A 13,379-nucleotide genomic window follows, 5' to 3' on the forward strand; every position below is an offset into this window, starting at 1 on the left:
GCTAAAATACTAGGGCGGAACACTGTTGCAGCGTTCACGTCTCTAGTTTAAAGGAGCAATCCTTTAATTAGAGGTGGCTACTTAATCCGCGTGATGATGGTAGTCACCTTTTGTTAAATCGACGATCAAATTGAGAGGAGTTACACATTAATCATGGCTAATACTCGTGAATTTCCGCTTGAGAAGACGCGTAACATTGGTATCATGGCCCACATCGATGCCGGTAAGACGACGACTACTGAGCGTATCCTGTATTATACTGGTAAGATCCACAAGATTGGTGAAACCCATGATGGGGCTTCACAAATGGACTGGATGGAACAAGAACAAGAACGGGGAATTACGATTACTTCCGCCGCAACTACTGCGGAATGGAAGGAACACCGGATTAACATCATCGATACCCCAGGACACGTTGACTTCACTGTCGAAGTTGAACGTTCCCTGCGTGTCCTTGATGGTGCCGTAGCCGTTCTGGATGCCCAAGCCGGGGTTGAACCTCAAACCGAAACGGTTTGGCGTCAAGCTTCCGACTTCGACGTTCCACGTATCGTGTTCGTTAACAAGATGGATAAGTTGGGTGCCAACTTTGATTTCTCTGTTAAGTCATTACACGAACGTTTGGACGCTAACGCGGTTGCGTTACAAATGCCAATCGGTGCCGAAGATGACTTCAGTGGTGTCGTTGACTTAATCGAAATGAAGGCTTACGTCTACGACATGGACGACCTGGGTTCCAAGTGGGACACGGTTGAGATTCCTGCCGACATGAAGGACGAAGCTGAAAAGCGCCATGAAGGAATCATCGAAGCCGTTGCTGACGTCGATGACGAAATCATGGAAAAGTACCTTGAAGGTGAAGAAATCTCCAAGGAAGAATTAAAGGCTGCTATCCGTCGGGCAACGTTGAAGCTGGAAATGTTCCCAGTCTTCGCCGGTTCTGCCTTCAAGGATAAGGGTGTTCAAATGTTAATGGACGCCGTTGTGGACTACTTACCATCTCCATTGGATGTTAAGCCATACAACGCGACTGTTCCGGATACCGATGAAGCGGTTGAATTACGTGCCGATGATGACGCACCGTTCGCTGCTTTGGCCTTCAAGGTGGCTACTGACCCATTCGTTGGTCGTTTGACTTACATCCGGGTTTACTCTGGTACTTTGGAAGCCGGTTCTTACGTCTTGAACGCAACTAAGGACAAGCGTGAACGGGTTGGACGTCTGCTGCAAATGCACTCCAATCACCGTCAAGAAATCCCAGAAGTCTTCTCCGGGGATATCGCCGGTGCCATTGGTTTGAAGAACACCACGACTGGTGACTCTTTGACGGCTACGGATCACCCACTGCACTTGGAATCCATGGACTTCCCAGATCCAGTTATCCAAGTTGCCGTTGAACCTAAGACTAAGGCTGACCAAGATAAGATGAACACGGCCCTTCAAAAGCTTTCTGAAGAAGACCCAACTTTCAAGGCGGAAACTAACCCTGAAACTGGTGAAACTCTGATTGCCGGAATGGGTGAACTTCACTTGGACATCATCATTGACCGGATGAAGCGTGAATTCAAGGTCGAAGCCAACATCGGTGCGCCTCAAGTTGCCTACCGTGAAGCCTTCACGAAGTCAACTAAGGTCCAAGGTAAGTTCGTTCGTCAATCTGGTGGTAAAGGTCAATATGGTGACGTATGGATTGAATTTACCCCTAACGAACGTGGTAAGGGTTACGAATTCGAAGACGCCATCGTTGGTGGGGTTGTTCCTCGTGAATTCATTCCTTCAGTTGACCAAGGGTTACAAGAAGCGATGGCCAATGGTGTCTTAGCTGGTTACCCATTAGTTGATGTTAAGGCTAAGCTCTACGATGGTAGTTACCACGAAGTCGATTCTAGTGAAGCAGCCTTCAAGGTTGCCGCTTCCTTGGCTTTACGGAATGCCGTTAAGAGTGCCGGCCCAGTGATCTTGGAACCAATCATGAAGGTTGATATCCAAGTTCCTGAAGAATACATGGGTGATATCATGGGCCAAGTTACCGCACGTCGTGGTAAGGTCGAAGGTATGGAAGCTCGTGGGAACGCACAAATGATTCACTCATTCGTGCCACTTGCCGAAATGTTCGGTTACGCTACGACTTTACGGTCTGCTTCGCAAGGTCGTGGGACGTTTACGATGACGTTCGACCACTACGAACCAACGCCTAAGAGTGTTCAAGCTGACATTATCAAGAAGAACGGTGGGACTCCAGTCGAAGACTAGTCTGATCGAAAACTTCAAAAAACGCGCTGCTAGCGATAGCGGCGCGTTTTTTTGTGGCGTAAGGCGCGGGGGCCAAGCTACTGGTATCAAGGGATAAGCCTCATTTGGGGGTTCTAGATTAGGACGAGTTCTACTATTATATATGTGAAGACTTCCGCGTGGAGCTGGTTTAGCCGTCGGTTGAGGGGAAATAGCGGGGGAGCAGTTAGTTACTTACTAAAATAAAGTATCAAAATAATTGACAGGGGTGCCCATTCCGCGGTATTCTAATACGCGAGTTTGTAATAAGAATTTTTATTCGGCGCACGGGAATTAACCGGGTACTGGCTAAGAAGTTTTAGGAAATTCAGCGAAAACCCTTGTCATACGGCGTTTTATTTAGTATGATAGTTAAGTGCTGATTTTCAGGGGTGTTTTTTGCACTTCTGGTGACGGCTCAAAAGTTTAAGCGATGATGTGGGAGATTGCGACACGCCCGGCCGCTTTGCCATGAGGACGTGGCGGGAATTCACACGGAGTTAGTCTTATTTTTAAAATAGACGAAGGAGGGAACACAATGGCAAAACAAAAGATTCGGATCCGGTTAAAGGCATACGAACATCGTATCCTGGACCAATCCGCAGACAAGATCGTTGAAACGGCAAAGAGAACTGGTGCTACTATTTCAGGCCCAATTCCATTGCCAACTGAACGGACGATCTACACGGTTTTACGTTCACCACACAAGTTCAAGGACTCGCGTGAACAATTCGAAATGCGGACGCACAAGCGTCTGATTGATATCGTTAACCCAACGCCTAAGACGGTCGACTCATTAATGAAGCTTGACCTGCCTAGCGGTGTGGATATCGAAATCAAGTTATAATTCTAGTGTACCAACTATAAAACATTAAATCGGAGGTGTACTCATGACCACAAAAGGAATCTTAGGGAAAAAGGTCGGGATGACGCAAGTCTTCACTGATGCTGGCGAATTAATCCCCGTTACTGTTGTCGAAGCAACGCCAAACGTTGTGTTGCAAGTTAAGACGATGGAAAACGACGGTTACGAAGCCATCCAACTTGGTTACCAAGACAAGCGTGAAGTACTTAGCAACAAGCCCGAACAAGGTCATGTAGCAAAAGCAAACACGACTCCTAAGCGCTTCATTCGTGAATTCAGAGATGTTGAGCTGGGAGATTACAAGGTGGCTGATGAAGTCAAGGTAGATGTCTTCGCAGCAGGCGACATCGTGGATGTCACTGGTGTCACTAAAGGTCATGGATACCAAGGTAACATTCATAAAGACGGTCAAAGCCGTGGCCCTATGGCCCATGGTTCTCGTTACCACCGTCGTCCAGGTTCTCTGGGTGCCATCATCAACCGGGTATTCCCTGGTAAGAAGCTCCCAGGTCGGATGGGTAACAAGCAAGTTACCATTCAAAACCTGCAAATCGTTAAGGCCGACGTTGACAACAACGTTCTGCTGATCAAGGGTAACGTGCCTGGTGCTAACAAGTCACTCGTTGTTGTTAAGAGTGCTGTTCGCCCACCACGTCCTAAGCAATCTGAAAAATAAATCGGAAGGGAGGATAATTAAATGACAAGCGTAGCATTATACAAACAAGACGGTAGCCAAAACGGCGACGTCACTTTGAATGCCGATATCTTTGGTATTGAACCTAACGAAAACGTTGTGTTCGATACGATCTTGATGCAACGGGCTTCCATGCGCCAAGGAACTCACGCCGTTAAAAACCGGAGTGCTGTCCGCGGTGGTGGTAAGAAGCCATGGCGTCAAAAGGGTACTGGTCGGGCCCGTCAAGGTTCCATCCGTTCCCCACAATGGGTCGGTGGTGGTGTGGTCTTTGGCCCTACCCCTCGTTCCTACAGTTACCGTCTTCCTAAGAAGGTCGGTCGCTTAGCTATCAAGTCCGCGCTTTCCCAAAAGGTCTTGGACGAAGGTTTAGTCGTTGTTGACGGCTTAGCATTCGATGCACCTAAGACGAAGGAATTCGCTGCTGTGTTGGCTGGTTTGAATGTCACGACGAAGACGTTAGTCGTTCTTGAAGACGACAACGTTACGGCCGCATTAGCAGCCCGGAACTTGGCGAACGTCAAGGTTATTCCAGCCAAGAGCTTGAATGTCCTGGACGTCGTTGATGCCGATAAGTTAGTGATTACCCAACCAGCCCTTTCTCAAGTAGAGGAGGTGCTCGCATAATGGAAGCACGTGACATTATCTTACGTCCTGTTATCACCGAAGCCTCAATGGCAACGATGGATGACAAGCGTTACACGTTCGACGTTGACGTACGGGCAACCAAGACGCAAGTCAAGCACGCTATCGAAGAAATCTTCGACGTGAAGGTTGTTAAAGTTAACATCATGAATTTAAAGGGTAAGAAGAAGCGTCAAGGACGTTACGAAGGCTACACTAAGAAGCGTCGTAAGGCCATTGTCAGCTTATCTGCCGACTCAAAAGAAATCAAGTTATTCAACGAAGAATAACAATCTGATAAATATAGGAGGGAAATAACGTGGCGATTAAGAAGTACAAACCAACAAGCAATGGTCGTCGTAACATGACGAGCTTGGTTTACAAAGACGTCATCACTAAGACGACTCCTGAAAAATCATTGCTTGATTCACAAAGCCACACCGCAGGGCGGAACAACGCCGGTCATATGACCGTACGTCACCGTGGCGGTGGTAACAAGCGCCAATACCGGATCATCGACTTTAAGCGGATTAAGGATGATGTTCCAGCAACGGTTAAGGCTATCGAATACGATCCTAACCGGACTGCCAACATTGCATTATTAGTTTACGCCGATGGTGTTAAGTCTTACATCATTGCTCCTAAGGGCTTAAAGGTTGGCGACCAAGTACAATCTGGTCCCGATGCTGATATCAAGGTTGGGAACACGTTGCCATTGAAGAACATCCCATTCGGGACTGTGATTCACAACATCGAATTGAAGCCAGGTAAGGGTGGCCAACTGGTTCGCTCCGCTGGGACTTCCGCACAACTTTTAGGTAAGGCAAACGATGACAAGTACGTCTTGGTTCGTTTATCTTCCGGTGAAGTTCGGATGATCTTAAACGTTAACCGGGCAACGATTGGTGCCGTAGGTAACGAAGAACATGAACTGGTTAACGTTGGTAAAGCCGGCCGGACTCGTTGGGCTGGTCAACGTCCTCACGTTCGTGGTTCTGTTATGAACCCTAACGATCACCCACATGGTGGTGGTGAAGGTAAAGCGCCTGTTGGTTTACCATCTCCTCTGTCCCCATGGGGTAAGAAGACCGTTGGTAAGAAGACGCGTAAGAAGAAGAACCAGACTGACAAATTTATCGTTCGTCGTCGTAAGGGTTCTAAGATGTAATCATCCGCTTGTTCAGATGATTCGAGACCTGGTGATCATCGTGAGAAACGATGCGCCACAAGTAGAGGAGGTTTCATAAATGGGTCGTAGTTTAAAAAAGGGACCTTTCGCCGATGCGCATTTGCTGAAGAAGATTGATGCACAGAAGGATCAAGACAAGAAGGCCGTTATTAAGACCTGGTCCCGCCGGTCTACTATTTTCCCTAGCTTCATTGGTTACACCATTGCTGTTTATGACGGACGGAAGCATGTCCCAGTTTACATCCAAGAAGACATGGTAGGCCATAAGCTTGGCGAATTTGTCCCAACGCGGACGTTCCGTGGCCATGGTGGCGACGACAAAAAGACACGATAAGGAGGAATAACTAATGGCTGAACAAGTTACATCAGCACAAGCGACTGCTAAGACGGTTCGGATTGCTGCACGCAAGGTCCGTCTGGTTATCGACCTTATTCGCGGTAAGAGCGTCGCTGAAGCATTGGCTATCTTAAAGTTCACACCGCGTGGTGCTTCACCGGTTGTGGCTGAGGTATTAAACTCTGCAATTGCAAATGCAGAAAACAATTTTGACTTAGATCGTCAAGATTTAGTTGTTAGCGAAGCTTACGTTAACGAAGGACCAACCCTCAAGCGGTTCCGTCCTCGTGCCAAGGGTTCCGCTTCACCAATCAACAAGCGTACGAGTCACATTACGGTTGTTGTATCTGAAAAAGAGGAGGGATAACGCGTGGGTCAAAAAGTAAATCCAACCGGATTACGGGTCGGTATCATTCGTGACTGGGAAGCAAAGTGGTATGCTGAAAAAGATTTTGCTGCTTACTTACGAGAAGACCTTCAAATCCGTAAATTCATCGAAAAGCGTCTTGAAGATGCTTCAGTTTCAACTGTTGAGATTGAACGGGCTGCGAACCGTGTTAACATCTCAATCCACACTGCCAAGCCAGGGATGGTTATTGGTAAGGGTGGTTCCGAAGTTGAAAACTTACGGAAAGAACTTAACAGCTTAACTGGCAAGCGAGTTCACATCAACATTGTGGAAATCAAGAAGCCAGACTTAGATGCTAAGTTGGTCGGCGAAAACATTGCACGTCAATTGGAAGGCCGGGTTGCTTTCCGTCGGGCAATGCGTCAAACGATGCAACGGACGATGCGCTCTGGTGCCAAGGGTATCAAGACGCAAGTTTCTGGTCGGTTGAACGGTGCTGATATGTCCCGTGTCGAAAGCTATGCTGACGGTACGGTTCCTCTGCACACGTTGCGGGCCGACATCGACTACGCATGGGTAGAAGCTCACACGACTTACGGTTCCTTAGGTGTTAAGACCTGGATCTACCGTGGTGAAGTTCTCCCTGCTAAGAAAAATAACGGACAAGGAGGGAAATAAACATGCTGGTACCTAAGCGAGTAAAGTTCCGTCGTGTCCACCGTGGTAAGCTACGTGGCGAAGCCAAGGGTGGTAAGAGCGTTGCTTTCGGCGATTACGGTTTGCAGTCATTAGATTCACATTGGATCACGAACCGTCAAATCGAAGCAGCACGTATTGCAATCACGCGTTACATGAAGCGTGGTGGGAAAGTTTGGATCAAGATTTTCCCTCATAAATCCTACACCGCTAAAGGTGTTGGGGTCCGGATGGGTAATGGTAAAGGTACGCCTGATGGTTGGGTAGCACCTGTTAAGCGCGGCAAGGTCTTATTCGAAGTTGGTGGCGTTGATGAAGCGACTGCCCGTGAAGCCTTGCGTTTAGCTGCCATGAAGCTTCCCGTTCGTACTAAAGTTTTGACCCGAGAGGAAGTAGGTGGCGAATCTAATGAAGACTAAAGACATCAATGAATTAACCACTGCTGAAATGCTCGATAAAGAAAAGAGCTACAAGGACGAATTATTCAACTTGCGGTTCCAATTAGCCACTGGTCAGTTGGAAAACACCGCTCGGTTGAAGCAAGTTCGCAAGAACATTGCGCGGATTAAAACCGCTCTTCGCCAGCAAGAATTGAACAAGTAGAATACGATAAAAAGGAGGTCACTACTACATGAGTGATGCACGTAATCACCGTAAGGTATATCGCGGTCGGGTTGTTTCTGACAAGATGGAAAAGACGATTACCGTCGAAGTCAACACGACCAAGACGGATGCACGGTATGGCAAGCGGGTCAAGTACTCCAAGAAGTACAAGGCGCATGATGAAAACAACGAAGCCCACACCGGCGATCTTGTTGAAATCATGGAAACACGGCCATTGTCTGCTACCAAGCGGTTCCGCTTAGTCGACGTTGTTGAAAAAGCAGTCATTATTTAAGTGTCGTTTTTATCGTATTCTGAACTAGAGCTGAAGGGAGGACACTAGCTGTGATCCAACAAGAAAGTCGCTTAAAGGTTGCCGATAACTCCGGCGCCCGGGAAATTCTGACCATCAAAGTTCTGGGTGGCTCAAAGCGTCGCTACGCCGGAATTGGTGATATTATCGTTGCTACTGTCAAACAAGCAACACCAGGTGGCGTTGTCAAAAAAGGTGATGTCGTAAAGGCGGTTATCGTTCGTACGAAGTCACGGGTCCGTCGGAATGACGGTTCCTACATCAGTTTTGATGAAAATGCCGCTGTGCTGATTAAAGACGACAAGAGCCCTCAAGGGACTCGGATCTTTGGACCAGTTGCTCGTGAATTACGGGACAACAACTACATGAAGATCATCTCATTAGCACCCGAAGTACTGTAATCAAGAATCGTTTTTAACAAGGAGGTGCCCACAGGAATGCTTATTAAAACTGGTGACAAGGTCCGCGTGATCGCTGGCAAGGACAAAGGCAAGGAAGGTACGATTTCCAAGGTCTTTGCAGCCAAGAACCGTGTGATTGTCAAAGGCGTCAACATGATCAAGAAACACCAAAAGGCTTCTCAATCGAACCCTCAAGGTGGCATCCTTGATGTTGAAGCACCAATTCACGCATCCAACGTTATGCTTATCGATCCTTCGAACAACGAACCAACCCGGCTTGGCGTTCGTATCGAAGATGGTCACAAAGTCCGGTTCGCGAAAAAGTCCGGCGAAACCATCGACAAATAATCCGCGAAAGGAGGAATAACATTTCATGTCAGCTCGTTTAAAAGAAAAGTACGTTAATGAAATTACGCCATCTATGATGGATAAGTTCAGTTACAGTTCAATTATGCAGACTCCTAAGATCGACAAGATCGTCTTGAACATGGGTGTTGGTGACGCGGTCTCCAACGCTAAGAACCTGGACGAAGCCGTTGAAGAACTCGGTTTGATTTCTGGTCAAAAGCCATTGGTTACTAAGGCCAAGAAGTCAATCGCGACCTTCCGTCTTCGTGAAGGGATGTCCATTGGGGCCAAGGTTACCCTGCGTGGCGACCGGATGTACGAATTCCTGGATAAATTGATCAACGTGTCATTGCCACGTGTTCGTGACTTCCATGGTGTTAGCTCCCGCTCCTTTGATGGTCGCGGTAACTACACTCTGGGTGTTAAGGAACAACTGATCTTCCCAGAAATCAACTTTGATAACGTTAACCGTGTCCGTGGTTTGGACATCGTCATCGTTACGACGGCAAACACCGATGAAGAGTCTCATGAATTACTGGCTCAATTCGGCATGCCATTTGCACACTAAAAAGGAGGTCCATACAATTGGCTAAGAAATCACAAATTGCTAAGAACAAGCGTCCTGCGAAGTTTTCTACTCAAGCATATACTCGTTGCGAACGTTGTGGACGTCCACACTCTGTTTATCAAAAGTTCCACCTTTGCCGTATCTGCTTACGGGAATTAGCCCACAAGGGTCAAATTCCTGGCATGAAGAAGGCTAGCTGGTAAACCGAATTTTAAACAAAGGGAGGGAAAACGTTAATGTCCATGACTGATCCTATTGCAGACTTCTTGACGCGGATTCGTAACGCCAACATGGTTCGTCACGAATCACTCGAAGTACCTGCATCAAAAATTAAACGTGACATCGCTGAAATCCTGAAGCGCGAAGGATTTATCCGGAACGTGGAATACATCGATGACGACAAGCAAGGCATTATCCGCGTATTCTTAAAGTACGGTAAGGATAACCAACGTGTCATCAGTGGTTTGAAGCGTATTTCAAAGCCCGGCTTACGTTCATACGTTAAGGCCGACGCTGTACCAAAGGTATTGAACGGTTTAGGTATCGCCATTATCTCCACCTCTGAAGGGGTTATTACTGATAAAGAAGCGCGGGCCAAGAAAATCGGTGGCGAAGTTCTCGCCTACGTTTGGTAAAACTTTAAAAAGACAGGAGGTGCCTTACTGTGAGTCGTATTGGTTATAAAACGGTTGTTGTTCCTGCCGGCGTTGAAGTTAAGCGCGACGGGGACCAAGTTACGGTCAAGGGTCCTAAGGGTTCCTTAACGCGTACTTTTGCATCCGAAATCTCAATGAAGATTAGTGACGGTGCGGTTGATTTCGACCGTCCTAACGATAACAACAAGATGCGGGCCTTACATGGTACGCAACGTGCCAACCTTAACAACATGGTTGAAGGGGTTGTCAACGGTTTTGCGAAGACCTTGAAGCTCGTCGGTGTTGGGTACCGTGTTCAATTGAAAGGTAACGACCTGATTTTGAGCGTTGGTTACTCCAACCCAGTGCACATGGATGTTCCTGAAGACCTGGATGTTAAGGTCCCAGATAACACCACGATCAACATTGCTGGTATCAGCAAGCAAGAAGTCGGCGACTTTGCTGCCGAAGTTCGTGCCGTTCGTTCCCCAGAACCTTACAAGGGTAAGGGTATCCGTTACGAAAACGAATATGTTCGGATTCGTGAAGGTAAGACCGGTAAGTAAACTTAAAGCAGCTTAATTGCTGAAATTTTTCAAAGAGGTGACTATTTTGATTACGAAACCAGATAAAAACAAGACGCGTCAAAAGCGTCATGGACGTGTCCGGAACAAAATTTCTGGTAATGCAGAACGCCCACGCTTAAACGTATTCCGCTCTAACAAAAACATCTACGCTCAAGTAATTGATGACGTAGCGGGTGTAACGCTTGTTAGTGCCTCTACGTTAGACGATGGTGTTAATGGCGACAACAAGACTGACCAAGCTGCGGCTGTCGGTGCTTTAGTTGCTAAGCGTGCCGTTGAAAAGAAGATTGAAAATGTTGTGTTTGACCGTGGCGGGTACTTGTACCATGGCCGTGTTCAAGCGCTAGCGGAAGCTGCTCGTGAAAACGGGCTCAAATTTTAATAGTAAGGAGGAATAACCACACATGGCAAAGTTTATTGATCCCGACAAGTTGGAACTAGAAGACAACGTCGTTGCTATCAACCGGATTACGAAGGTTGTTAAAGGTGGTCGTCGTCTGCGATTTGCTGCTCTTGTCATTGTCGGCGATAAGAACGGTCACGTTGGCTTCGGTACTGGTAAAGCACAAGAAGTTCCAGAAGCTATCCGTAAGGCTGTTGAAGCCGCTCAGAAGAACCTGATCGAAGTTCCAATCGTGGGAACGACCATTCCTCACGAAATTATTGGTAACTACGGTGGTGGGAAGATCTTGTTGAAGCCTGCTGCTGAAGGTTCTGGAGTTGCCGCTGGTGGTGCCGTACGTTCCGTCATGGAATTAGCCGGTGTTGCCGATGTTACTTCAAAGCGTTTAGGTTCCAACACGCCTGTTAACGCTGTTCGGGCTACTTTCGAAGGTCTCGAACGTTTGAAGCGTGCTGAAGAAGTTGCTGCCCTCCGTGGCGTATCACTTCAACACTTAGCTGAATAAGGAGGAGTTCTAAGATGGCTCAATTGAAAGTTACTTTAATTCATAGTGCTGCTCACCGTCTCCCTAAACAGCGTAAAATCGTTGAAGCAATGGGCTTAAAGCGAGTTAACAGCTCTGTTTTACAACCCGACAACGAAGCTACTCGTGGTGCGCTTTTCCAAATCGCCCACTTGATTAAGGTTGAAGAAGTTAAGTAGTACTCATATCATTAAATAAGGAGGTGCGCAATAGCATGAAGTTGAATGAATTGAAACCTGCTGAAGGCTCACGTAAGGTCCGTAACCGGGTTGGTCGTGGTGATTCATCTGGTAACGGTAAGACCTCTGGTCGTGGCCAAAAGGGTCAAAAGGCTCGTAGCAAGACCCGTTTGGGCTTTGAAGGTGGCCAAATGCCATTGTACCGTCGGATTCCAAAGCGTGGGTTTACCAACATTAACCGTAAGGAATTTGCTGTCGTAAACTTGGACGCTTTGAACGTCTTCGATGATGGTGCTGAGGTTAACCCAGCTGCATTGGTTGAAGCCGGAATCGTGAAAAACGAAAAGGCTGGCATCAAGATCTTGGGTAATGGCGAACTGAAGAAGAAGTTGACGGTCAAGGCCGCTAAGTTCTCCAAGTCCGCTAGCCAAGCTATCGAAGCTGCTGGTGGTAAGACTGAGGTGATTTAATGCTATCAAGCTTGAAAAACGCCTTTAAGATTAAAGACATTCGTAATAAGATTCTCTTTACTCTAATGGTTTTGATCGTCTTCCGGCTTGGAACGTACATTACGGTACCTGGCATCAACGCGAAGGCTCTTCAAAGCGTTGCGTCTTCTGGATTGGTTAGTATTTTAGATACCTTTAGTGGTGGTGGGTTGACCAACTATTCCATCTTCGCGATGGGGGTGTCGCCTTACATCACTGCACAAATCGTTATTCAATTGTTACAAATGGACATCGTTCCACGTTTCGTGGAATGGAGTAAGCAAGGGGACGTTGGTCGGCGAAAGTTGAACCAAGCAACGCGTTATCTCGCGATTGTTTTGGCTTTCGTCCAGTCTATCGGGATCACGGCTGGTTTCAGTGCCTTAAGTTCACTGAAGTTGGTTGAAAACCCGAGTGTGCAGACATACTTAGCGATTGGGTTAATCCTGACCGGTGGGACTATGTTGACCACTTGGATGGGTGATATGATTACCGACCGCGGATTAGGTAATGGTATTTCGATGATTATCTTCGCCGGAATTGTTGCCCGGACCCCGAAGTCGGTTTACCAACTTTACCAAACTTACTTTGTCGATGCGGATAAGGGAACTTTATGGCAAAGTGTCTTGTTCATCATTGCGTTGATCGTGATTGTTTTAGTCATCGTTACGTTCGTAACGTGGGTTCAACAAGCCGAACGACGGGTGCCGATTCAATACACGCGGCGGGTATCTGGTTCGCCAGATAGCAGCTACTTACCATTAAAGGTCAACGTTGCCGGGGTTATTCCTGTTATCTTCGCAAGTTCGTTTATTGCGACGCCACAAACTATTTTGATGGCGTTCCAAAATGCGCATTCGCAAGATACGTGGTACCGTACCTTATCGGATATTTTCAATATGCAAACGGTCGACGGAGCCATTTTGTACACCGTTCTGATCATTGTGTTCACGTTCTTCTATGCGTTCGTCCAAGTTAACCCAGAAAAGTTATCTGAGAACCTGCAAAAGCAGGGCAGTTACATTCCTGGTGTCTGGCCTGGTCACGAAACACAGTCATACGTTTCCAGATTATTGATGCGACTCTCAACGGTCGGGTCACTGTTCTTAGGATTCGTATCCTTGATTCCGTTGTTAGCCCAAAACCTGTGGGACTTGGATGAGTCCATCGGGTTAGGGGGAACTAGCCTCTTAATCGTGGTTGGTGTGGCCATCGAAACGATGCGTCAAATTGACGGATTAATGATGAAGCGCGAATACGTTGGCTTTATCCAAGATCCAGAACCAGCTTAATGAGTTTCCAGCGG

The 13,379-nt window shown here is 47.2% G+C and carries 23 protein-coding genes; all 23 read left to right on the forward strand.

What is annotated here, in order from left to right; translation table 11 throughout:
- The first annotated feature begins 153 nt into the window (after nt 1-153).
- The 23 genes from fusA (at nt 154) to secY (ending at nt 13,365) form a co-directional block, all read left to right on the forward strand.
- Complete coding sequence (gene fusA / locus RIN67_RS04420; protein WP_107738452.1) at nt 154-2,253, forward strand: elongation factor G; 2,100 nt, start codon at nt 154-156, stop codon at nt 2,251-2,253.
- Between the two features lie 556 nt (nt 2,254-2,809).
- A complete protein-coding gene (gene rpsJ / locus RIN67_RS04425) occupies nt 2,810-3,118 on the forward strand; it encodes a 30S ribosomal protein S10 (protein ID WP_003638059.1) in 309 nt (102 codons plus the stop codon).
- Nucleotides 3,119-3,161: 43 nt separating this feature from the next.
- Nucleotides 3,162-3,812 (forward strand): 50S ribosomal protein L3, encoded by a 651-nt coding sequence (rplC, locus tag RIN67_RS04430; RefSeq protein WP_024746867.1) that lies wholly within the window; start codon nt 3,162-3,164, stop codon nt 3,810-3,812.
- Between the two features lie 21 nt (nt 3,813-3,833).
- Nucleotides 3,834-4,457 carry a 50S ribosomal protein L4 gene (rplD, locus tag RIN67_RS04435; RefSeq protein ID WP_024746868.1) on the forward strand — a complete coding sequence of 208 codons (624 nt, stop codon included), beginning with the start codon at nt 3,834-3,836 and terminating at the stop codon, nt 4,455-4,457.
- Nucleotides 4,457-4,744 carry a 50S ribosomal protein L23 gene (gene rplW, locus RIN67_RS04440; protein ID WP_024746869.1) on the forward strand — a complete coding sequence of 96 codons (288 nt, stop codon included), beginning with the start codon at nt 4,457-4,459 and terminating at the stop codon, nt 4,742-4,744. Before rplD ends, rplW begins: the two co-directional genes overlap by 1 nt.
- Nucleotides 4,745-4,773: 29 nt before the next feature.
- Nucleotides 4,774-5,622, forward strand: a complete 849-nt coding sequence (gene rplB, locus RIN67_RS04445; protein ID WP_024746870.1) for a 50S ribosomal protein L2 — start codon at nt 4,774-4,776, stop codon at nt 5,620-5,622.
- Nucleotides 5,623-5,701: 79 nt separating this feature from the next.
- Nucleotides 5,702-5,977: a 30S ribosomal protein S19 gene (gene rpsS / locus RIN67_RS04450; protein WP_024746871.1), complete on the forward strand. Its 276-nt coding sequence runs from the start codon at nt 5,702-5,704 to the stop codon at nt 5,975-5,977.
- 13 nt (nt 5,978-5,990) lie between these two features.
- The gene (gene rplV, locus RIN67_RS04455; RefSeq protein WP_264999143.1) at nt 5,991-6,347 is read left to right on the forward strand and encodes a 50S ribosomal protein L22; all 357 of its coding nucleotides are present in this window, start codon (nt 5,991-5,993) and stop codon (nt 6,345-6,347) included.
- Nucleotides 6,348-6,350: 3 nt separating this feature from the next.
- On the forward strand, nt 6,351-7,007 hold the full coding sequence (gene rpsC, locus RIN67_RS04460; protein ID WP_024746873.1) for a 30S ribosomal protein S3: 657 nt from the start codon (nt 6,351-6,353) through the stop codon (nt 7,005-7,007).
- 2 nt (nt 7,008-7,009) lie between these two features.
- Entirely contained in the window at nt 7,010-7,444 is a 435-nt protein-coding gene (gene rplP, locus RIN67_RS04465; protein ID WP_024746874.1) for a 50S ribosomal protein L16, read from the forward strand.
- Nucleotides 7,434-7,628: a 50S ribosomal protein L29 gene (gene rpmC / locus RIN67_RS04470; protein ID WP_024746875.1), complete on the forward strand. Its 195-nt coding sequence runs from the start codon at nt 7,434-7,436 to the stop codon at nt 7,626-7,628. The genes rplP and rpmC overlap by 11 nt, the downstream gene beginning before the upstream one ends.
- 28 nt (nt 7,629-7,656) lie before the next feature.
- On the forward strand, nt 7,657-7,923 hold the full coding sequence (gene rpsQ, locus RIN67_RS04475) for a 30S ribosomal protein S17 (RefSeq protein ID WP_024746876.1): 267 nt from the start codon (nt 7,657-7,659) through the stop codon (nt 7,921-7,923).
- Nucleotides 7,924-7,973: 50 nt separating this feature from the next.
- Nucleotides 7,974-8,342: a 50S ribosomal protein L14 gene (gene rplN, locus RIN67_RS04480; protein WP_024746877.1), complete on the forward strand. Its 369-nt coding sequence runs from the start codon at nt 7,974-7,976 to the stop codon at nt 8,340-8,342.
- Nucleotides 8,343-8,378: 36 nt separating this feature from the next.
- On the forward strand, nt 8,379-8,690 hold the full coding sequence (rplX, locus tag RIN67_RS04485) for a 50S ribosomal protein L24 (RefSeq protein WP_024746878.1): 312 nt from the start codon (nt 8,379-8,381) through the stop codon (nt 8,688-8,690).
- Nucleotides 8,691-8,715: 25 nt separating this feature from the next.
- A complete protein-coding gene (rplE, locus tag RIN67_RS04490; RefSeq protein ID WP_024746879.1) occupies nt 8,716-9,258 on the forward strand; it encodes a 50S ribosomal protein L5 in 543 nt (180 codons plus the stop codon).
- Nucleotides 9,259-9,275: 17 nt separating this feature from the next.
- The gene (locus RIN67_RS04495) at nt 9,276-9,461 is read left to right on the forward strand and encodes a type Z 30S ribosomal protein S14 (protein WP_011668486.1); all 186 of its coding nucleotides are present in this window, start codon (nt 9,276-9,278) and stop codon (nt 9,459-9,461) included.
- 33 nt (nt 9,462-9,494) lie between these two features.
- Complete coding sequence (rpsH, locus tag RIN67_RS04500) at nt 9,495-9,893, forward strand: 30S ribosomal protein S8 (RefSeq protein WP_024746880.1); 399 nt, start codon at nt 9,495-9,497, stop codon at nt 9,891-9,893.
- A 29-nt stretch (nt 9,894-9,922) separates the two neighbouring features.
- Entirely contained in the window at nt 9,923-10,459 is a 537-nt protein-coding gene (gene rplF / locus RIN67_RS04505) for a 50S ribosomal protein L6 (RefSeq protein ID WP_024746881.1), read from the forward strand.
- A 37-nt stretch (nt 10,460-10,496) separates the two neighbouring features.
- Nucleotides 10,497-10,862, forward strand: coding sequence for a 50S ribosomal protein L18 (gene rplR, locus RIN67_RS04510; protein ID WP_034545025.1), 366 nt, complete (start codon nt 10,497-10,499; stop codon nt 10,860-10,862).
- A 22-nt stretch (nt 10,863-10,884) separates the two neighbouring features.
- Complete coding sequence (rpsE, locus tag RIN67_RS04515; protein WP_056943907.1) at nt 10,885-11,388, forward strand: 30S ribosomal protein S5; 504 nt, start codon at nt 10,885-10,887, stop codon at nt 11,386-11,388.
- A gap of 14 nt (nt 11,389-11,402) precedes the next feature.
- Nucleotides 11,403-11,585 (forward strand): 50S ribosomal protein L30, encoded by a 183-nt coding sequence (gene rpmD, locus RIN67_RS04520; RefSeq protein WP_024746884.1) that lies wholly within the window; start codon nt 11,403-11,405, stop codon nt 11,583-11,585.
- 35 nt (nt 11,586-11,620) lie between these two features.
- Nucleotides 11,621-12,055 (forward strand): 50S ribosomal protein L15, encoded by a 435-nt coding sequence (gene rplO, locus RIN67_RS04525; protein ID WP_024746885.1) that lies wholly within the window; start codon nt 11,621-11,623, stop codon nt 12,053-12,055.
- Nucleotides 12,055-13,365 (forward strand): preprotein translocase subunit SecY, encoded by a 1,311-nt coding sequence (gene secY, locus RIN67_RS04530; protein ID WP_024746886.1) that lies wholly within the window; start codon nt 12,055-12,057, stop codon nt 13,363-13,365. The genes rplO and secY overlap by 1 nt, the downstream gene beginning before the upstream one ends.
- Nucleotides 13,366-13,379 lie beyond the last annotated feature (14 nt).

Source organism: Levilactobacillus namurensis (assembly GCF_032197885.1).
Classification (GTDB): domain Bacteria; phylum Bacillota; class Bacilli; order Lactobacillales; family Lactobacillaceae; genus Levilactobacillus; species Levilactobacillus namurensis_A.